Consider the following 21523-nt stretch of genomic DNA (forward strand, 5'->3'; position numbering starts at 1 on the left):
TTTGGTAGGATTGATAACTGAGATTGCCCATGAAAACGGCGACAAATCAGCAGTTGGAGGACTTATTTCGTGGAAAACACGCTTGGTTTAGAAATTATTGAAGTCGTGGAACAGGCGGCGATCGCCTCGGCGCGTCTCATGGGAAAAGGCGATAAGAATGAAGCCGATCGAGTGGCAGTAGAAGCGATGCGCGAACGCATGAACAAAATTTACATGCGCGGTCGGATCGTGATCGGAGAAGGAGAGCGTGACGATGCCCCGATGCTGTTTATCGGTGAAGAAGTCGGAATTTGTTCGCAACCGGATGCCGCAAATTACTGTAACGTCGATGAATTGATCGAAATCGACATCGCTGTTGACCCCTGTGAAGGTACGAACCTTTGTGCTTACGGTCAGCCCGGATCGATGGCAGTGTTAGCAATCTCCGAAAAAGGTGGCTTGTTCGCGGCTCCTGACTTCTATATGAAGAAACTGGCGGCTCCTCCTGCTGCAAAAGGCAAAGTAGACATTAACAAGTCTGCGACTGAGAACCTGAAGATTTTATCGGAATGTCTCGATCGCTCGATCGATGAATTGGTTGTGGTCGTGATGAAACGTGCCCGTCACGATGATCTGATCAAAGAAATCCGGGAAGCAGGCGCACGAGTTCAACTGATTAGTGATGGGGATGTCGGCGCAGCAATCAATTGTGGTTTCGCTGGAACCAACATTCACGCTCTGATGGGAATCGGTGCGGCTCCTGAAGGTGTGATTTCTGCCGCAGCACTGCGCTGTTTAGGGGCACACTTCCAAGGACAATTGATCTACGATCCAGAAATCGTTCAAACTGGACTGATTGGAGAAAGCAAAGAAGCGAACATTGCTCGCCTCAAAGACATGGGCATCACCGATCCAGATAAAGTCTACTCGGCTGAAGAACTGGCATCGGGTGAAACCGTTCTGTTTGCTGGAACTGGCATCACTCCGGGCAACATTATGAACGGGGTACGATTCTTCAAAGGTGGCGCGAGAACTCAGACCTTAGTCATCTCCAGCCAATCGAAGACGGCGCGATTTGTGGACACGATTCACATGTTTGATCAACCGAAGATCGTTCAATTGCACTAATTAAGAGTGGGGAGTAGGGTGTAGGGAGTGGGGAGTAGAGCGATAATGGTAAAAGCATCTTACTCCCCACTCCCCACCTCCCCACTCCCCACCTCTTCGTCCTTCACCTTGATTGATTTATTAGAGCGCTTTTTAATATGAACATTGCTGTAGTTGGGCTAACTCACAAAACTGCACCCGTCGAAGTTCGTGAGAAACTGAGTATCCCGGAACCCGTTTGTGATAAAGCGATCGCTGAACTCTGTAGCTATCCGCATATCGAAGAGGTTGCGGTTCTGAGTACCTGCAATCGTTTGGAGCTTTATCTAGTGACTTCGGACACGGAACAGGGTATCCGCGAAGTCAATCAATTTTTAGCAGAACACAGTAAATTACCGAGTTCTCGCTTGCGTCCGTATCTCTTCACGTTGCTGCATCAAGACGCGGTGATGCACTTGATGAGAGTGGCATCGGGTCTTGATAGTTTAGTTCTGGGTGAAGGACAAATTCTCGCGCAGGTGAAACAGTGCCACAAACTGGGACAACAGCATCGTGGCATCGGACGGATTTTGAATCAGTTATTTAAACAAGGCATTAGCGCAGGAAAACGAGTCAGAACCGAGACGAGCATTGGAACGGGTGCTGTTTCGATCAGTTCCGCAGCGGTTGAATTGGCGCAAATGAAGGTTGATCAGCTTTCGGCTCAACGAGTGACAATCATTGGTGCAGGAAAAATGTCGCGCTTATTGGTGCAGCATCTATTGTCGAAGGGTGCGACCAACATTGTGATTTTGAATCGATCGATGGATCGCGCTCGTGAGTTGGCGAATCTGTTTCCCGATGCTCATCTGAGACTATTACCGATCGCCGATATGATGGATGCGATCGCACAATCCGATATCGTATTCACCAGCACTTCTTCCACCGAACCGATTCTAGATAAAGCAAATCTTGAACCTGTACTTGATCCGAATCAACCCTTGATGGTGATTGATATTGCGGTTCCGCGAAATGTGGCATCCGATGTGAATGAATTGCCCACCGTTCGAGCATTCAACGTCGATGATCTAAAAGCGGTTGTGGCTCAGAATCAAGAAAGTCGTCGTCAAATGGCAATGGAAGCTGAAGCGCTCCTAGATGAAGAAGTGGAAGCCTTTGAAGCTTGGTGGCGATCGCTGGAAACGGTTTCGACAATTAGCTGTTTGCGCGATAAAGTTGAAGCGATTCGGGCACAGGAATTAGAGAAAGCCTTGTCGCGATTGGGAACTGAATTTGGCGATCGACATCGCGAAGTGATTGAAGCATTGACCAAAGGGATTGTAAACAAGATTTTGCATGATCCAATGGTGCAATTGCGGGCACAACAAGATATTGAGGCGCGACGACAAGCGATGGAAACATTGGAAGTCTTGTTTAATCTCGATCGAGAACAAGCAAAAGCTTGATTAGCCTTAGAGCATGTTTGAAAGGAATAAAAAGCTTCCTCGCTCCGTTCCATTTCGCCCCGGACTGGAAGTCGGGGCTATCGGTGCGAAGTCCTTTGAAAAGGACTGAGGAGCCGACGTAGCTGAGTTGTCAGTCCCCTTCAGTGGACTTCGTTCTGTTAGCCCCGACTTCCAGTCCGGGGCGGCTCGTGCAATCAACGATACTTTTCAAACACCCTTTTAATTCGAGATCAGAAATTGCGATTTTGCGCCGTGGCAAATTCTATTTGCCAGCGTCCTCAATTTCTTTTCCCTTGCCTTAAATAGTGCTAGTGTACTAAAATCTCGGTGAAATCACTTTTTTGGTAGAGGAGTGATTTTCCGCAGTACACTAAGCTCTGTTTACTGGGCAAGGGATAATCGTAAATGGATTCAGTCGCGCAACTCACTCCGGAAATTCAACAGCGAGTACAAGAACTCAAAACCCTGTTGCAAAAAGCGAGTTACGAATATTACGTGCTTGATGCACCGACAATGGACGATGCAGTTTACGATCGCTTATATCGCGAACTGCAAACGCTCGAATCTCAATATCCAGAACTAATCACGCCCGATAGTCCAACTCAGCGCGTGGGTGAACGTCCTGCGAGTCAGTTCACTTCAATTAAGCACAATGTTCCGCTCTACAGTTTAGAGAATGCGTTCGGCAACGAAGACTTAGCAACCTGGGAACAGCGCTGGAAAAAAGCGGCTCCAGATGTCACTGAGTACGATTACATTTGCGAATTAAAAATTGACGGGAATGCGTTAGCTCTAACTTACGAAAATGGCATTCTCGTGCGGGGTGCAACTCGTGGCGATGGCATTACAGGCGAAGAAATCACCCAAAACGTAAAAGCGATCCGATCGATTCCTTTACGCCTCAATCTAGAGAATCCTCCAGAAATTATCGAGGTTCGGGGCGAAGCGTTTCTTTCCCTCGATACGTTTGAGCAGATTAACCGCGATCGAGAAAAATCCGGTGACTCCCTTTTTGCCAATCCCCGGAATGCAACCGCTGGAACCTTACGCCAACTCGATTCCAAAATTGTTGCTCAACGCCAACTCGATTTCTTTGCTTATACGCTCCATTTTCCAGGCGAACTCAAAACCCAGTGGGAAGCGCTAGAACTTTTGAAACAGATGGGTTTTCGAGTGAATCCAGAACGGCAACAGTGTGCGAACCTTCAGGAAGTTCAGGAATACTGCGATCGTTGGTCTCTCGATCGAACTCAATTGCGCTACATGACCGATGGTGTAGTGATTAAAATTAATTCTCTCGCGCTACAAGAACGAATCGGCTTTACGCAAAAATTTCCCCGTTGGGCGATCGCGCTCAAGTATCCAGCCGAAGAAGCTCCCACGATTCTCGAAAACATTAGTGTGAATGTAGGACGAACTGGAGCAATTACGCCCGTTGCCGAATTGAAACCTGTGCAATTAGCAGGGACAACGGTTTCTCGTGCGACTTTGCATAATCGCGATCGTATTGCTGAACTCGATTGCAGAATTGGCGACACAGTAATCATTCGCAAAGCTGGCGAAATCATTCCCGAAGTGTTGCGCGTTCTGAAAGAGCTACGACCGACAGATGCACAACCGTATGAGATGCCTTCTCATTGTCCAGAGTGTGGCGAACCTGTTGTCAAACCTGAAGACGAAGCTGTGACTCGATGTATTAACGCTTCCTGTCCAGCAATTTTGCGCGGAGCACTAACACACTGGGCGAGTCGTGATGCGTTAGATATTAACGGAGTCGGTGAAAAACTGGTCGCACAATTGGTCGATAGTAATTTAGTGCAGTCGGTTGGAGATCTTTATGAGTTATCGATCGAGCAACTTCTAACGCTGGAAAGAATGGGCAAAAAGTCCGCTGAAAAGATTGTTGCGGCAATTCAGCACTCGAAAGCTCAACCGTGGTCACGAGTCTTATTTGGTTTAGGAATTCGACACATCGGCAGCGTGAACGCTCAAACTCTGACGCAAACTTTTCCGAAAGTAGATTTACTTGCTCAGGCAACACCTGAACAAATCGAAGCAGTTCCGGGATTTGGGTCTGAGATTGCACAATCGGTGTACGAATGGTTTCAGAATCATAGTAATCGGGAACTTGTCGATCGATTACGTCAATCAGGAGTCCAACTCGAAGGTGAAGCCGCTTCGGTCGCACAAGTTGAAACGGCGATTTCAGGTAAAACGTTTGTGATTACTGGAACCTTGCCAACCTTGAAACGCGATGAAGCTCAGGCGTTAATTCAACAAGCAGGCGGCAAAGTTTCCGATTCTGTGAGCAAAAAAACGGATTACTTAGTCGCTGGAGAGAAGGCAGGATCAAAGCTCGATAAGGCAGAATCTCTGGGGGTTTCCATTCTTTCGGAGGCGGATCTGCTGGCATTGATTCAGGGCGAATCGCTATCATGACGATAATCGATCGAGTCAATGGTATGAACAAAGTCGGTGTCGCTTACATTCTGTGGTTAGGCGGATTGTTCGGTGTGTCAGGATTGCACCGTTTATACAATGGCGAAAAAATGACGGGTGTTCTCTGGCTCGGAACATTCGGACTGTTTGGCTTTGGGCAATTATTAGATTTGATCTTGATTCCAAGGATGGTTGAAGTCCACAATGCGCGACTGGCTGAAAAGTACATATTAGACAGCAATCCAACCGTGCTCAAAATCGAGCAAGTGACGCTTAAACCTACTAAATTTCTTGGCGCGAGATCTCCGACATTGTTTGAGGTAGTTCCGTCTGTCATTCAACAGAAAGCGACGATCGCACTGCTCAAAGCCGCAGATTCAAATGGTGGAAAACTCTCAGTGACTCAAGGCGTAATGGCAACAGGATTGAGCTTTCAGCAGGTTGAGGCACTCCTTACAGAAATGTTGAAAAGTGGCTATGTTGAATTAGCAAACGATCCTGAAACTGGGATTGTATTATACGAATTTAGAGAGCTTTGATCGGAGTTTTTGTATTCGGGTCTGTCGCTGCAATACAGTCCGCCCGGCGCTAAACCGTCCGGGCTAATGGGAGCAAGGAGGCTGAAGCCCCCTAAGAGCGCATTTTCAGCCCTCTTCAGAGGGGTTTCCTCAATTAGCCCGGAGATTCATTTCCGGGCGAAATAGCGGGTAAACGAACTCACCAAAATTCACTTCTTTAATTGTTCTGAGCATTCCACCACGATCGCACAAGTCGAATTTCATCCCAACCATAAGTTTCATCTAAGCGATCGCGAATTTTAGCCAACGAAAACTCGTCCGCTTGCTGAACCGCTTCAAGAATTTTCGCTTGTCGATCGCTCGGAACTAATCGATCGAGTTCCACCGGATATTTCATCTCAATCAACTCTGCTAAATGCGTCATGATAGTGCTTAATCGCAGGTTCCGTTCCTCTGCAATGTCTGATGGCTTCATGCCTCGCTGGAACAATTCAAGCGTATAAAGCTGCGTATAAGTCGCTTCATTTGCACCGGGTGGCACAGGAGTAGAATCGAGCTTAGTCACTTTCGGTTCGGGTGCAGTCTCAGTCTGAACAGGTAAACCAATTTCTTGTCTAAACGATCGAATTTCTTCTAAGAACACATCTCCATACTGTGCCAGCTTGCGGCTTCCTACTCCAGAGATATTCAAGAACTGTTGTCTAGTCTGAGGTTGTTGCTGTGCCATCAATCGCAAACTCGCATTCGAGAACACTACATACGGCGGAACGGATTGTTCGTCAGCAAGACGTTTCCGAAGTTTTTGCAGACGATCGAACAATTCCTCAGATTCCGGTGTCTCCACAGGTGCAATCTGCTGAACGGTGAGTGCAGGTTTCGGTTTATCGACTGCGATACTAACCTTCCGCTCTCCCCGCAGCACTTCCCAACTTAAATCATTCAGTTTCAGAACCGAATAACCATCACTCGACTCATCTACTAATCGTTGATGAATGAGCGATCGACCCAACATTTTCCAATCTTCTGCACTGATATCTTTGCCAATTCCATAAGTGCTTAGAGTCTCATGATGATTGTCCAAGACTCGCTTACTTTTAGAACCGCGTAGAACATCGATCGTGTGAACCATTCCAAACGTCCGACCCCGTTGAGCAAATCGCGCTACACACGAGAGAAATTTCTGCGCTTCAACTGTCCAGTCTTCAACAGGCTTCGGAAACTTACAGTTATCGCAGTTATCGCAATTGCCTGGAAAGTTTTCACCAAAGTAAGAAAGCTGAATCGTTCGCCGACATTCTGTAGCTTCTGCAAAGTTGATCACTCGACGCAATTGTTGAGTTGCAATCCGCTGCTCATCTTCGAGTGGATCGCCGGTGCTCGGATCAACTTTCTGTGAAATGATAAACTCGATCGTTTTCACATCGGCATAGCTATAAAACAAAGTACAGGTCGAAGGTTCTCCATCTCGCCCCGCCCGTCCCGATTCTTGGTAGTACCCTTCAATGTTCTTCGGAATGTCATAGTGAATTACAAATCGAACATCGGGCTTATTGATTCCCATGCCAAAAGCGATCGTAGCCACCATCACCCGCACATCATCCCGAATAAATCGCGTCTGATTCTCTTTGCGTGTTTCGTTATTTAGTCCTGCATGATACGGCAAAGCAGAAATTCCATCTTGCTTGAGTCTTGTTGCAATCTCTTCAACTCGCTTCCGACTCAAACAATAGATAATGCCTGAACCTGGTGTTTCCTTGATATGTTTAACAACGTCCTGATAAGCCGTTTTAGTCTTTGGTCGAACTTCGTAGTATAAATTAGTCCGATTAAAGCTCGAAACATGAATTCGAGGCTGATGTAAGTTCAACTGATTAACAATATCTTCTCGAACTCGTTCAGTTGCCGTTGCAGTCAGCGCAATGATTGGAATGTTCGGATAGCGCGATCGTAATACGCTTAACTGTCGATATTCCGGTCGAAAATCGTGTCCCCACTCAGACACACAATGCGCTTCATCGATCGCAAATGCCGAAATTCCCACCCGCTCTGTAATATGTGGCATGACCCCTTGGAGAAAGTCCTCGCTTAACAATCGCTCTGGTGCAACATAGAGTAATTTAATTCGTCCTTCCATCACAGCGCGACCTCTCGATCGACGTTCTTCAGACGACAAACTACTATTCAAAAACGTGGCTGCAATTCCGTTATCGCGCAACAGTTCCACCTGATCCTGCATTAATGCAATCAGCGGCGACACCACAATCATCAATCCGGGTTTAAGCAATGCCGGAAGCTGGAAACAAATCGATTTCCCGCCCCCGGTTGGCATAATCACCAACTGATCACGATTGGATAATGTATGCTCAATAATTTCCCGTTGTCCTGGGCGAAAACTGTCATACCCAAAATAATGTTTGAGTGCTTCTTCAAGCGATAAAGATTCGAGTGCAGTCGGGGAAGAAGTGGACATAATTCAGGCATCAGCAATGGTACTGCTTAGGATGCCCCAATTGCTGGAGCAGCGCGACTGAAATAGAATAGCAGTACCAGTCCAGGATAACAAGAAATTTTCAGGAGTTTGATTTGTCAGTGAAATACCTTCCCGAAGAAATGCGGGCGCGAGTTCGAGCGAAGATTTAACTAAAATTCTAGACTAGACCTACGATTTAGGCTAAATTAGTCGTACAGCTTGCACTATTTTTATGCCTAAACGCTTAACGATCGTTGAAGCACAGGAACAACTTCCAAATCTACCAAACGAGTTAACTGATGAGCCAATTATCATTACTCAGAATGATCAACCTGTGATCACATTAATGAGCTATGAGCGATTGATCTCTCTACTGGAAACAGTTGATATTCTTTCTGATCGAGAATTTGCGAATAAGCTTCAACAAAGCATTCTTGAGGCGGAACGAGGAGAAACAATTTCTTGGGCTGAAGTACAGAAGCGATTACTAGAAGATTGATCGCATTTCTTCCCAGGATCATAGAATAACGAGAGCCTTTTGCCCTGATTCTATGAATTCTCGTCAATTAGAAATTTTTCTCGACATCGCAACTGAAGCTGCTCTGAGTGCTGGAGCCGTTCTCCAAACGCATTGGGGTAAACTCGAAGACATTCGCGAAAAAGGTCGCCCTGGAGATTTAGTCACCGAAGCCGATCGAGCAGCGGAAGATGCCGTTCTTGCAGTTCTAAAGCGCCACGTGCCAGAGCATCCAATTTTGGCGGAAGAATCTGGGCAACTGGGCGATCGACAAAGTGAATTTCTCTGGGCAATCGATCCGCTGGACGGTACAACCAATTACGCGCATCAATATCCCTGTGTCGCAGTGTCGATCGCGCTTCTGATCGAAGGAATTCCGCAAGTCGGTGTCGTGTTCAATCCGATTCAGCAAGAATTGTTTCGAGCCGCGAAAGGAATGGGCGCGACTTGTAATCGTCGATCGATTCGAGTTTCATCGACTACTGAGCTAGAAAAAAGCTTATTAGTTACGGGATTTGCTTACGATCGACGACAAACTCCAGATACGAACTATCCGGAGTTTTGCCATCTGACACATCTCACTCAAGGAGTTCGACGCGATGGAGCCGCAGCGTTAGATCTAGCTTATGTTGCAGCCGGAAGACTTGATGGCTATTGGGAGCGAGGACTGTCACTTTGGGATATTGCAGCGGGAATTGTGCTGGTTGAAGAAGCAGGCGGGAAAGTCAGCGCTTATGATCAAACCCCGATCGAGCTTTCTTCTGGCAGAATCTTGGCGACGAATGGCAGAATACACGATCGCCTAAGTGGTGAACTTTTATACGTACAATCGAACAGGTAAAAATTCGATTTGTCGCTTGGCTCCTATAATAAATCGTTAGATCGCAGCACAAACACAACACAACAAACACAACACATCAGTGGTGAGCAGTGTGATGAATTCCCTTCGCTCTTGGGCGCAACAACTCCAGCGAATTTGCAGCGAAGGTGGAAGTCATCTTCGGCATTCTGCATCAGTGCGATCGCTTCAACGAGTCAAGGCGCTTCGGAACCTTACTCGCAAGCCGACGATTCCCGCACCGATCATTATTATTGCAACCTCGATCGTGTTTACAGGTGCATTGGGGCGACAGTTCTACAATCAACCGCGTCTCAGTGTGGGTAAGACTGCAACTGATACGATCACAGCACCGAGTAATGCCAGTATTTTAGACAAAGAAGCGACTGAAGAAAAACGGAATGCTGCCCGAAATATTTCAGTTCCGATGTTCATGCTGGATGTGATTGCATCTGATCAAGCGAGACAAACCGTTCAAGCTCAGTTAGCAAAAGGAGTCACGCTACGGCAACAGATTGGGAAATTTCCTTACATCGAAACAGAAATACTTTCGGAACCAACTCAGTTATATCTCCGCAAAGCAGAAGAATGGGAATGGAAAGCGATCGTCACTGCAACTCAAGATCGTAATGTTAATCCGATCGATAAACTCGATGATCCACTACAACGCAAAGCCGCGATCGAGTTAATGCGCTATCGAAATCAGACTTCATTTGATGGATTGTCTGGTTTGACGAATCGAATTGCTGAAGCGCGACAAAAATATGCAGCCACGATCGCGCTTACCCAATCTCCGTATGATTCAACGTTGTTTGAAATTCCTGATGCAGCTTGGCAAAAAATGCAGGCTGAAGTGATGCAAATTACCGATCGCATGTTGGCACAAGGAATTTCACCGGGATTGAGTCAGAGCCAGTTAGAGACTGCGATTAGCTTAAATGTTCAAAGTGCAATTCCATCCGAAACAAGAGCGATCGCAGTAAAAGTTCTTCTAGCTTCCCTTAAACCGAATTTAATCAAAGATGAAGAACAAACACGATTGAGAGCCGAAAAAGCCGCGCAAGAAGTAGAACCTGTACGGATTAAAGTTCGGCAGGGAGAAGTAATTGTCAAAAATGGACAAGAGATTTCAGCACACAATTTTATGGTGCTGGACTATTTTGGTTTGAGTCGGCGTGAAACAAGTTGGTTGGGGCTGATTGGGTTTGGGGGACTGGTGGGCGGGACAGTGACCTTGTTCTGGGTCTTAGAGCAGCGCTATCACCCGAAAGGACTAAGAAATCGAGACTATTGGTTAATTGGATTGATGTGCTTGAGCACGCCATTAATGGTGATTATCAATGCACCTTCAACGAATCTCCCTGCAATTAGCTTTTTGATGGGTACGTTTTACGGCTCAGTTCTTGCAATTACAGGTGTGGGATTGCTTACAGTGATGTTGCCGATCGGGATGGGACTGAGCTTGATGCAATGGGTTCCGAGTGCGATCGCAGGATTGATTGTAGCCGTACTCGCTGCCAGAGTACGATCGCGTGAAGAACTCGCTTTTCTTGGGTTAGGAGTTGGGATTACTCAGGGTTTACTCTATCTGCTATTAGGTGCAATGTCTGGAGTGGTTTGGTATAGCTTACTCGGTCGTGCTGTTTTAGAAGCATTGTTGGGACTTGCTTGGAGTATTGTTGCGATCGGCATTAGTCCTTATCTAGAACATCTATTCGACGTGGTGACTACTTTACGCTTAGTAGAGCTTGCTAATCCCAATCGTGCATTACTCAAACGTTTAGCATCAGAGACTCCTGGGACTTTTCAACACACGTTGTTTGTAGCAAATCTTGCGGAAGCGGCAGCCCGTGAACTGGGTTGTAATGTCGAGCTAACCAGAACCGGAACGCTTTATCACGACATTGGTAAGATGCACGATCCATTGGGCTTTATTGAGAATCAAATGGGAGGCGCAAACAAACATGATGCGATCGATGATCCGTGGATCAGTGCTGCCATTATCAAAAAGCACGTCACCGAAGGGATTGTGATGGCACGTCGAGCGAGATTACCAAAAGCTGTTCAAGCTTTTATTCCAGAGCATCAAGGTACAATGTCGATCGCGTATTTCTATCATCAAGCTCAACAACGTGCAAAAGCTGATTCATCTATAATGATCGATGAATCAGCTTTTTGCTATGACGGACCTGCTCCTCAATCACGCGAAACGGGAATTGTGATGTTAGCGGACTCTTGTGAAGCAGCACTCCGATCGCTCAAAGATGCCACACCTGAAGAAGCTTTGAATATGATTAATAAGATTCTGGCAGCAAGATGGAAAGATGGACAGTTAGATGAATCAGGATTAACGCGATCGCAGATGAGTACGATCGCGCAAGTTTTTGTCCAAGTGTGGCAACAGTCAAACCATCAACGTATTGTTTATCCGAAAGCGAAATAGTTGCATCAAAGAGTATGTGCAAAATTTTGCGTCGATGATGATCTGTCGCTGCGATTGAGTCCGCCCGGAGATAAACGCTCCGGGCTAATGGGAGAAAGGAGGCTGAAGCCCCCTAAGACCGTAATTTCAGTCCACTTCAGTGGGGTTCCCTCGATTAGCCCGGAGATTCATTTCCGGGCGGGTTCACGGGTGAACGAACCTGCATCAAAATTCAGCTACTTTTCCCTGCGATCGACGTTCTGCTGCTTTTTGATCCAACAAACTCTGAGCCATTCGATGCCACTCGCTTCGTAACCTTTCATCTGCTTGACCCTGGCTCAAGGGTTTGCCGCGTCGATCGGGATATTTCCGGTAAAATCGATCGTTGACTTCAGCAATAAACGCAGCATAGTCAATTCCAAGTTTGCGACATTCTTCCTCATAGTCGATTGCTTGAGCGGTCTGCGGTCTTGGCACGACCTTATCAAGACTCGGAAGACTCGGAAGACTCGGAAGTGATCGCGCTACATAGGGAAAAACTTGCGGTACGAGCCAGATCAGACTCACGATCGCTAAAATCCAGAACAGGATTTTAAGAACTAGCTTAGAGATTCCAAATACTGTAAATCGAACAATGCCAAACATTAAACGAAATGCAGATTTCAGCGCTTTGTAAGTTCCATTAATCAAAGCTAACGGCAGATCAAACGCAGCTTCAAACCAAGGACGCGGATAAGATCCAGTCGTTGCCATTGTCGATCGATACTGCCGTCTTCCTGCTAATGCGACTGTTCCCGATTGTGTGGTGGATTGTGGTGCAAGCTTCGAGGACGAGGATTGAACTGTGACGATCGGAGACACCATTGACAGCGCATCTAACACCGATTGAGCAGAAGAATATCGATCGCTGGGTCGAGTGTTCAACATTCGATCGATCACTTGAGCAAACAATGGAGAAGTTCTCGCGTACTTTTTCCATTCACAGTTGAGCGATCGCGGATCAAACAGTGATTGTGCTTCTCGTCCGGTAAGCAGAACAATGATCGTGACAGCTAACGCATAGAGATCGCTACTGGGTTCCGCCTTCCCTTTGTGGAGTTGTTCAACAGGTGCATATCCTGGTTTGCCAACTAAGGTTTGAGCCGAATGAACGGCTTGAGTTGCCGCCGCTTTCACCACTCCAAAATCAATCAAAACAGGCTTTTGATCCCATTCTCTGAGAATGATGTTATCGGGGGAAATATCGCGGTGAACAATGCCCGATCGATGAATATATTCGAGAACTGGTAAAAGCTGTTGCAGCAATTGAACTGCTTCTTGTTCGCTGAACGTGAGATTTTGCTTGATGCGATCGTTCAGCAATTCCTCATAGGTTTTGCCTTCTACATAGTCCTGCACCAAGAACAAGAGTTCTCGATTCTGCGTTTTGACCTGAAACAGTTCGCGAAACTGCGGAATCTGAGGGTGCTGGAGTTGATGGAGGACTTTGGCTTCCCGTGTAAAGAGTTCTTCGGCTTTGTCAGCGTGTTTTGAACCTTGCGATCGCGGCTCGAATTCTTTTAGAACACAAGTCTCATTAAACCGATTTGTATCTTGTGCCAAATACGTGCGCCCAAAACCGCCCTGCCCCAGAACTCTCAGAATCCGGTAGCGGTTTTGAACGATCGTGCCATCAGGAAGCGGTAATCCCATAACGCGGTGAACGGTAATGACGCTAATCAACTCTATCACTGGATTTTAATTTGGGCGGAATTACTTAGACGCTTTTTCTAGCGTCAACCGCTTAGAATAGGTTCACTGTAGCGATCGCACAAATCTGTGAACCGTCGAGAACTTCTAAAATTATTAGGTCAAACATCAGGCGGATTAATTGCGGCAAGCATTCTGGGCGGCTGTCAATCGAAACCGATGGATCTCTTATTCTCACTTGATCCGAATGCGCCTCTGCCGGATCATTTGATCACGCCGTTGAGCGAATTTTATGTGCAGTCGTATGCGCTGCCGTCTCAGGTAAATGCGGACCAGTGGCGACTGAAAATTGGCGGCGAAGTGAATCAATCGATCGAGCTAACCCTGCAAGACATTTTGAACGCGCCGCAGGAAGAGTTTTACCTGACAATGGAATGTATCGGCAATCCAACAGGCGGGAATTTGATCGGAAATGCGCGTTGGACAGGCACTCCGGTTTTACCGTTTTTGGAAAAAGCAGGCGTGAAACCAAGCGCGATCGAGTTTGCGATGAAGGGCGCGGATTGGTATGAAACGACTTTGCCTGTGGCGGAATTGCTGCGCCCAGAAGTGCGATTAGTTCACCGAATGAATGGAGAGCCACTAACGCCGGATCATGGATATCCCGTGAGAATTTTGATTCCGGGGCATTTTGGGCAAAAACAACCGAAATGGATTGTTGGAATTGAAGCGATCGCGAAACGGAAAACGGGATTCTGGGAAAATCAAGGCTGGTCAAATACAGCAGAAATTCCCACTCATTCATTGATGCGACAGGTACAAGATTCGCGAGTGTGGAACAAGCAACATCAAGTCACCTTGACACGCGATAAATGGGATCAAGGCGTTTTATTAGCGGGAGTCGCATTAGATCGATCAACTCCGATCAAAACGATTCAAATCAGCACTGATAACGGTTCAACCTGGCAAACGGCAGAACAAAATCGCCCAGAATCGCCGCATGAATGGACACTTTGGCGATATCTCTGGAAACCGAATCAGGCTGGAAAATATACGCTACTCGCGCGATCGACTTCGGAACGGCAGCAACAAGCGATCGACGATTCCAACGGTAAAGATGGCAGTTCTGGAATCTTACGAATTCAGGCGACTTTGCAAGCCTAAGAGGGTGTTTGAGAAATATAAAAAGCGGCTTTGCTGCGTTGCGAGTTCGCCCGGAAATGAATCTCCGGGCTAATCGGGGGAAGCCCACTAAACTGGGCTAAGAACTCTGTATCGCCCTCTGAGTCCGCTTTAGCGGAGTTTCTTCCATTAGCCCGGAGATTCATTTCCGGGCGGTTCATGCGATGAACGCCTACCTCTCAAACACCCTCTAAGATTTATTCGCCATCCGATTGGTTCTGAAGGTCACATTCGAGCCTTCCTGAGTTTGTTCTAACACCAAAAGCGGAGTCGGTTTCGCAGTCTGATCCCAGCGCATATTGGCAATTCTGCCTTGAATCGCAGGTTGCCAAGTATCATTCTCGTGCGTTGGACTCAGGAAGGTTTCAAAACAATCAATGATCTGATTGATCGTCACTGAAGTGGGCTGAGTCGGGAGCTTGAGAATCTTAATTTGAATGCGGAATAGAACTCTCGTTGATTGTGCCGTTTCGCCTGTTTTGTACAACACATCAAAGATTTCATCGACTTGGCGACCTGTACTGGCAATCCCGATTTCGCCCTGATTTGCTTGAGTCGGGCGCAATGCCATCGTGATTTTATCTTTGACTTTGATTTTGATTTGATTGACGATCGCAAAGTGAAAGACTTCTTCCGCCATCCGCATCCGCAGATAGTCCAAGTTAAACTCGCGGGAGTGAATCAAATCGGGGTTGCGCTCCATTTTCCCGATCGTTTCGACTGCGTACTTGAGTTTTTTCTGATATTCCCGATTCTTCAGCATTTCAAATTTCACTTGCTTTTTCAGCTTGTTTGCTTGAAGTGTAGAAAAAATACCCAAGACCACGAGCAGCAAGAAAAGTCCACCCGAAGCCATCATCCAGATGTTATTGGGTGCAGCCTGGGGAGGTCTGGAAGCGGGTTGAGTTTTAACAGGTTTAGCAGCTTGAGCCAGCAGGGGGGAAACTATCTGAAGCGACATAGGACTTATTTCAGGACGAAGATCGTTCGCTTTCAGAGTGCCCAGATGAAACAATGAATGACTAAGTGATTTTTGCAAGTTAAAAAATGAAACCGCTAAATTGTGCTGCTAATTTGAATTCAATCCAATTGATCGCCACGGATATGGATGGCACATTGACGATCGATCAAAAATTCACGCCTCAGTTATTGCAGGCATTCGATCGATTAAATCAAGCTGGAATTGCAGTGCTGATTGTGACTGGAAGATCGGCAGGATGGGTGAGCGGACTCGTGAATTATTTACAGATCGTCGGTGCGATCGCGGAAAATGGCGGTTTGTTCTATCAAGGTGAAACGCAAGAGTTATTAGTTCCGATTCCTGATGTGAAATTGCATCGTCAGAAGTTGGCGGAATTGTTTTTAGAACTGCGATCGTACTTCCCTCAAATTCAAGAGTCACACGATAATGCGTTTCGTTTAACAGATTGGACTTTCGACGTTTCTAGATTAAGTCTTGAGGATCTCAGACGATTAAATTCGCTTTGTCAAAGAAGCGGTTTTGGGTTCACGTACAGCAATGTTCAATGCCACATTAAATTAGCAGATCAAGACAAGGCACAAGGATTATTAAAAGTTCTAGAAAAGCACTTTTCTCAATACAAATTAGAGCACATCGCAACCGTTGGAGACAGCCCGAACGATGAAAGTCTATTTCAATTTCCGATGTCGATCGGGGTTGCAAATATCCAGCACTATCAAACTCAATTGCAGCAGTTACCCGCTTACATCACGACTCAACCCGAAGGTCTAGGATTCTGTGAATTCGTGGACGCGGTACTCTAGAAGAGGCAAGACAGAAATGAATTATGGAAACTTCAACCCCCACAGCGGCTCGTGTCCGCAACTTTTTAATTGTTCTCGCCGCGATCGCACTTTCGATCGCGATGGCACTCGGACTCCGCACCCAAACTACAGGCGTTTCCCTGAATGAAATGTCCGCCGCTTCCACTCCGCTGGAAGTTGCGCTGACCAATGGCAAACCGACTCTGATGGAGTTCTACGCGAATTGGTGTACAAGCTGTCAGGCAATGGCTCCAGAATTGAAATCGCTCAAAAATAGTTATGGCGATCGCATTAATTTCGTCATGCTGAATGTCGATAACGAGAAGTGGCTACCTGAAATTCTGCATTATCGTGTCGATGGCATTCCTCACTTTGTTTACATGGATCAAAAAGGAACTGCGATCGCGCAAGCCATCGGAGAACAACCGAAATCGATCGTAGAAGAGAACCTAGTCGCACTTTCAACGGGTTTAGAACTTCCTCACGCTCAGAGTATTGGTCAAACTTCAGCGTTTTCAAGTCCAGTTGGCACGAAAGCGGATGATCCGCGTAGTCATGGTAGCCAAGTGGTTGAAAAATCATAAAAGCTCTTTAACCGGATGAGAATTATCATTGCTTCGATTGCATTCCGCCCGTGATTGGAAATCGCGGTCTATCGGAACAAAGTCCCCTTCAGTGGACTGAAAGCCTTTTGTAGCAAACTCTTCAGTGGGTTTCTAACCCACTTTGTTCCGATAGCCCCGAATTCCATTCGAGGGGCGATTGATGCGATGAACGATCGCCCTTCAATTTCGTTTGTGAGGCGGCTCAGTCGATAAACGATCGGCTTTCAACATTCAATAGATGGTGTGATGAATCACTATCCTTCAGAACAGCCCCCTAATCCCGCCATTTAATCGAACAGCCTACCGGAGCAGTCGAAATAGGCGAGATCGCATCTTGCTCCAACAGAGCCGCGATCGCATTTCTCAGATACGGCACTTTCACTGCTGTTGCATCTTGGGCATTATCATCGATCGCGCCTGCATACTGCACAATCCCTTCTTGATTCAAGAGAAACGCATGAGGAGTTTTCTCTGCCTTAAACGATTGCGCTACATCTTGATTCATGTCACGCAGGTATAAAAAATTTAAGTGATGCTCGGCTGCAAAGGTCAGCATCTTTTCATAAGAATCTTCAGGGAATTGCTTCTCATCATTCGGATTAATGCCAATGACTGCCACTCCTTGAGATTGCAATTCAGTGTGGAGTTGGTTTAATCGATCGAGATACAGTTTCACATACGGACAGTGATTGCAAATGAAAACAACCACGATCGCACGATGACGTTCCAAATATCGTGCTAAGTGGTGAATCGCTCCATCCGTACCGGGAAGCTCAAAATCAGGTGCATATTGACCAATAAGGGGACTGTCCATACGTAGCAACTGAAACAATTTTGTCTTTCCAGTTATAGACCAGCTTGCTTGGAAAACTAACATTTTGCGGGTCGAAAAATCAGCAAGGTTCGATCGCATACAACTGCCCAAAAATTGAACCTTCACAGTACGAATGCTAAAAAAACCCTCGAATGCTAAGTTAATTTCCACTCTTGAATCGTTCTCGTCGAGCGTGATCCGATCGTTATGCCCCCTGATCTTCCTGACAATCGAACTGATGCAGAAATTTATTCTGCGATGAAGGCGGGGCAGTCATCTGCACTGGGAATTTTGTACGATCGATACAGCGCGTTCGTGTATGGAATTGCTTTGAAGACATTGGGCAGCCCTCAAGAAGCTGAGGATCTCTTGCAAGACGTATTTTTAAGCCTGACTCGAACAAATTCTTTTGACCCGAAACGCGGTTCCCTCAAGACTTATCTCGCAGTTTTGACAAGATCTCGATCGATTGATCGAATACGATCGCGCAACTCATCCGTATCATTCTTAGCGCGTCTAAAACCCAATACTCCCGAAGCCACCCCAAACACCCCATTCGAGCAAATTTTCCGCAATGAACAATCCGAAGAAGTCCAATCTGCCCTCGCCCAACTGTCCGAATCTGAACAGCAACTCTTACAACTCGCCTACTACGAAGGCTTTAGTCAATCCGAAATCGCCACTCAGCTAAATCTTCCCCTTGGAACCGTTAAAACCCGTACCCGCCGTAGCCTGCTTAAACTTCGTCAACTCCTCGTTGAGTTTCTTTAATCTCTATGCCTCCGTCGATGTCTTCAGAACACTTAGAACTCTTGATCGCTGGGTATGTCCTCGGCGATCTTGATCCGGCTGAGTCGGCGGAATTCGAGCGTTTGTTAGCACAAAATCCAGCGATCGCTCAAGAGGTCGAAGAAATGCAGCAAGCCCTCGAAGTCACGTATGACCCGCCCGAAGTCACCCCACCTGCCTATTTACGTTCAGCGATTCTCAATGCGTCCGTTGCTCCCCGTCGTGTTCGGACTCGTCGATCGATTCCCTGGAATGGAATCCTGAATGTCATTGCTGCCGGACTGATTCTCACCTTGGGGATGAACAACTATTCCTTACATCGATCGCTGCTTCAATACCAGGCTGAGAATCGAGAACTCAAGGACATAGTTTTTGCCCTTCAAGGCACAGAACGCGCAAAAACCGCCTCAGCAAAATTTGAGGTTGACCCGAATCGACTGGAGGCGACGTTAACGGTTCAGAATTTGCCTCCGTTGCCACCCGGAAAAGTGTATGCGCTCTGGACGGTTCTCAAGCCAGAAGCGCCCTTTACAGTGGATAGTCAAAATGCGATTTTGACGGTAGCGTTCACTGTGGACGCTCAGGGAAATGCGACCCAATCGATTCCAGTGCCAAAAGTGTATCGCACTGGGGAATTGGTCACGCGGGTGGCGGTCACGGCGGAAGATGCAGCGGCTCCTCAGCGCCATGAAGGGAAAGCTGTTTTGACTTCAAAGATTTAGAGGATGCTTTATTGAGACGCATCGCTGCGGTTGCATCCGCCCGTGATTGCAAATCATGGGCGGATGTGGCAATCAACGACTACTCTTAACACACCCTCTTAGGATTGTGCGATCGCGCCTCGATCCAATTTGGGGTGTTAACGTTTTCGGCTCGATCGAGCTTTTTTCTTAGGCGGCGCTTCCACAGGCTCCGGTAATTCCTCGATCGATGCCCCGCTTCTTAAACTCGTCGCTTGGGCTAACAACGAATCCGCAAACGCGATCGCCGCTGCCTCGGTCGTTGCATTCTCGCTCGATCCCACCTGTCCACTCGCCAACTGCGCTAATTCTTGACGACGCTGTTCTTGATCTAGCGTATTTACCCGCACGATCGTTCTCAGTTCCGCAGTCGCTCCATTTCCGTTTTGCGATCCGTGACTCAGTTCGATCACTTGTTTCGCGACGTTGAAATGATGATCTGCCATCGCTGCCACGATCGGCTGGTGAGTCACACACAAGACTTGGTGATGCCGTCCAAGCTGATAGAGTTTTTCTGCGATCGCTTGTGCGACTCGACCGGATACTCCGACATCGATTTCATCAAATACGAGGGTTTCAGCCGAATCGACTTGAGAGAAACACGCCTGTAAAGCAAGTAGAAATCGGCTCATTTCCCCACCGGATGCAATTTCGGTTAACGGTTGCAGTGGTTCACCAGGGTTTGGACTGAATAGATACGTGATGCGATCGCTGCCTGCTGCGGTTGGTGAAATCGGTGTAATTCCCACCTGAAACTGCACTTTTTCCATTGCCAAGGGTTTAAGTTCGGCAATCAGTCGAGCCTCTAAGCCTTGCGCGGTGGATTGGCGCAATTGAGTTAAGAGCGTTGAAGCTTCTGTTAATTGCGATCGACGAGTTTCGGCAAGTTTTTCCAATTCCTCGATCGATTGTCCTGCACCTGTGAGTTCTTCGAGTTCGGCTTGGAGGGATTGTTGAAGCGCGATCGCGTCACTCAAATCTGGTCCATATTTGCGGCAAATTTGTTTCAGTTCAACGACCCGTTCTTCAACTTCCTGTAAGCGCTGAGGATCAGTTTCGAGGTCGTCTCCGTAAGCATTGATTTGCTGTCCCGCTTCTTCCACAAGGGCAAGCGCAGAAGTCACGATTTCTAGAATCGGCTGAATTTGATCGTCATATCGTGCCATATCCGTGAGTAGGCTTTCTGCCTTGCCCAGGAGATCTGCACAAGCATCGTCGCCATTTTCGTTTTGATACAAGGCTTGATAGGCTTGATAACTTTGCTGCTGCAATTCCACACTGTGACTCAGCCGCTTACGTTCTTGCTCTAATTGATCCAACTCATCCGGATCATTCAAGTTCGCCGCATTTAATTCTCGTAACTGATACTCGAACAAATCAAGCTGTTGTAATCGTTGTTTTTCAGAAGTTTTCCGTTTCTCTAGCGCTTGTGCGGCTTGCTGATAGCTGGAATATGCCTGACTCACGACTTCTCGTTGCTTGAGAAGTGCTACACCTCCATAGCTATCGAGCCAATCGCGTTGCAGTCCGGGCTGTCCGAGTTGAACCGTTTGTCCTTGCGCGGTAATTTCGACTAAGCGATCGCGCAAGGCTTCCATCTGCTGCTTGTTCACCAGAACGCCGTTAATTCTCGATCGATTCCGTCCAGAGCCAAGCGCCACGATTTCGCGGCTACAAACGGCAACCTCGTCATCAAGTAAATCAATCTGTTCTTGCTCGAACCAGGATTTCAGCAAATCATTCACTCGGAAGGTCGCTTCGATCGTGGCGCGTTCTTCTCCGGTTCGGACGGCGCGACTCGTGACCTTGCCACCGAGCGCCGCATCGATCGCATCTAGAATAATGGATTTTCCCGCACCTGTTTCTCCGGTCAGAACGTGCAGTCCTGCCCCAAACGTTAAGTCGAGGTGATCAATCAGGGCAAAATTTTCGATCCGCAGGGACAATAGCATGAAGATTCACAAAACAACGATCTGCACTTCATTCCATGTTAGCGAGGACGGGCTGGAGTACAAGTATGATTTGGTTTTGACTATAGTAAATCCGTTCTATGAAAGCGTCAAGTGGGGAGTGGGGAGTGGGGAGTGGGGAGTGGGGAGTAGAAAGAAAACTTCGCTTTGCGTTTCATAACCCAACCTCTAAACCCCAACCTCTAAACCCCACTCCCCACTCCCCACTCTTTAT

At 47.1% G+C, this 21523-nt stretch carries 17 protein-coding genes; 12 read left to right on the forward strand and 5 right to left on the reverse strand.

Translation table 11 applies throughout. The annotated features are described in order from the left end of the window. Positions 1-69: 69 nt before the first annotated feature. The 4 genes from glpX (at position 70) to ACQ4M5_RS16150 (ending at position 5509) form a co-directional block, all read left to right on the forward strand. Positions 70-1107 (forward strand): class II fructose-bisphosphatase, encoded by a 1038-nt coding sequence (glpX, locus tag ACQ4M5_RS16135; protein WP_430676664.1) that lies wholly within the window; start codon positions 70-72, stop codon positions 1105-1107. Positions 1108-1244: 137 nt separating this feature from the next. Next, positions 1245-2531 carry a glutamyl-tRNA reductase gene (locus ACQ4M5_RS16140; RefSeq protein WP_430676665.1) on the forward strand — a complete coding sequence of 429 codons (1287 nt, stop codon included), beginning with the start codon at positions 1245-1247 and terminating at the stop codon, positions 2529-2531. Positions 2532-2936: 405 nt separating this feature from the next. After that, positions 2937-4970, forward strand: a complete 2034-nt coding sequence (gene ligA / locus ACQ4M5_RS16145; protein WP_430676666.1) for an NAD-dependent DNA ligase LigA — start codon at positions 2937-2939, stop codon at positions 4968-4970. Beyond that, a complete protein-coding gene (locus tag ACQ4M5_RS16150) occupies positions 4967-5509 on the forward strand; it encodes a TM2 domain-containing protein (protein WP_430676667.1) in 543 nt (180 codons plus the stop codon). Before ligA ends, ACQ4M5_RS16150 begins: the two co-directional genes overlap by 4 nt. A gap of 196 nt (positions 5510-5705) precedes the next feature. Here ACQ4M5_RS16150 and recQ read toward each other — a convergent pair whose 3' ends face one another. Continuing rightward, entirely contained in the window at positions 5706-7958 is a 2253-nt protein-coding gene (gene recQ, locus ACQ4M5_RS16155; RefSeq protein ID WP_430676668.1) for a DNA helicase RecQ, read from the reverse strand. Between the two features lie 232 nt (positions 7959-8190). On the opposite strand from recQ, the gene ACQ4M5_RS16160 reads away from it, so the two are divergent. From ACQ4M5_RS16160 to ACQ4M5_RS16170, 3 genes are all read left to right on the forward strand, one after another. After that, positions 8191-8457 (forward strand): type II toxin-antitoxin system Phd/YefM family antitoxin, encoded by a 267-nt coding sequence (locus tag ACQ4M5_RS16160; RefSeq protein ID WP_430676669.1) that lies wholly within the window; start codon positions 8191-8193, stop codon positions 8455-8457. A 52-nt stretch (positions 8458-8509) separates the two neighbouring features. After that, on the forward strand, positions 8510-9316 hold the full coding sequence (locus ACQ4M5_RS16165) for an inositol monophosphatase family protein (protein ID WP_430676670.1): 807 nt from the start codon (positions 8510-8512) through the stop codon (positions 9314-9316). 94 nt (positions 9317-9410) lie between these two features. Beyond that, entirely contained in the window at positions 9411-11756 is a 2346-nt protein-coding gene (locus ACQ4M5_RS16170; RefSeq protein WP_430676671.1) for an HD family phosphohydrolase, read from the forward strand. Between the two features lie 204 nt (positions 11757-11960). Here the strand turns inward: ACQ4M5_RS16170 and ACQ4M5_RS16175 are convergent, their stop codons facing one another. Next, positions 11961-13466: a protein kinase domain-containing protein gene (locus ACQ4M5_RS16175; protein WP_430676672.1), complete on the reverse strand. Its 1506-nt coding sequence runs from the start codon at positions 13464-13466 to the stop codon at positions 11961-11963. 87 nt (positions 13467-13553) lie between these two features. Here ACQ4M5_RS16175 and ACQ4M5_RS16180 point away from each other — a divergent pair, with 87 nt between their 5' ends. Further along, positions 13554-14588: a molybdopterin-dependent oxidoreductase gene (locus tag ACQ4M5_RS16180; RefSeq protein ID WP_430676673.1), complete on the forward strand. Its 1035-nt coding sequence runs from the start codon at positions 13554-13556 to the stop codon at positions 14586-14588. 208 nt (positions 14589-14796) lie between these two features. Here the strand turns inward: ACQ4M5_RS16180 and ACQ4M5_RS16185 are convergent, their stop codons facing one another. Next, positions 14797-15567 (reverse strand): hypothetical protein, encoded by a 771-nt coding sequence (locus tag ACQ4M5_RS16185; protein ID WP_430676674.1) that lies wholly within the window; start codon positions 15565-15567, stop codon positions 14797-14799. Between the two features lie 86 nt (positions 15568-15653). Here ACQ4M5_RS16185 and ACQ4M5_RS16190 point away from each other — a divergent pair, with 86 nt between their 5' ends. Beyond that, positions 15654-16391, forward strand: coding sequence for an HAD family hydrolase (locus ACQ4M5_RS16190; protein WP_430676675.1), 738 nt, complete (start codon positions 15654-15656; stop codon positions 16389-16391). A gap of 23 nt (positions 16392-16414) precedes the next feature. Then, positions 16415-16975 (forward strand): thioredoxin family protein, encoded by a 561-nt coding sequence (locus ACQ4M5_RS16195; protein WP_430676676.1) that lies wholly within the window; start codon positions 16415-16417, stop codon positions 16973-16975. Positions 16976-17270: 295 nt separating this feature from the next. Here the strand turns inward: ACQ4M5_RS16195 and ACQ4M5_RS16200 are convergent, their stop codons facing one another. Then, positions 17271-17810: a thioredoxin family protein gene (locus tag ACQ4M5_RS16200; protein WP_430676677.1), complete on the reverse strand. Its 540-nt coding sequence runs from the start codon at positions 17808-17810 to the stop codon at positions 17271-17273. Positions 17811-18017: 207 nt separating this feature from the next. Between ACQ4M5_RS16200 and ACQ4M5_RS16205 the strand changes: the two genes are divergently transcribed. Together ACQ4M5_RS16205 and ACQ4M5_RS16210 are read left to right on the forward strand one after the other, a co-directional pair. Then, positions 18018-18581: a sigma-70 family RNA polymerase sigma factor gene (locus ACQ4M5_RS16205; protein WP_430676678.1), complete on the forward strand. Its 564-nt coding sequence runs from the start codon at positions 18018-18020 to the stop codon at positions 18579-18581. 5 nt (positions 18582-18586) lie between these two features. Next, the gene (locus ACQ4M5_RS16210; RefSeq protein WP_430676679.1) at positions 18587-19321 is read left to right on the forward strand and encodes an anti-sigma factor; all 735 of its coding nucleotides are present in this window, start codon (positions 18587-18589) and stop codon (positions 19319-19321) included. Positions 19322-19458: 137 nt separating this feature from the next. Here ACQ4M5_RS16210 and recN read toward each other — a convergent pair whose 3' ends face one another. Beyond that, entirely contained in the window at positions 19459-21291 is a 1833-nt protein-coding gene (gene recN / locus ACQ4M5_RS16215; RefSeq protein ID WP_430676680.1) for a DNA repair protein RecN, read from the reverse strand. Between the last annotated feature and the right edge of the window lie 232 nt (positions 21292-21523).

The organism is Leptolyngbya sp. AN10, from assembly GCF_050565645.1.
Taxonomy (GTDB): Bacteria; Cyanobacteriota; Cyanobacteriia; order Leptolyngbyales; family Leptolyngbyaceae; genus Leptolyngbya.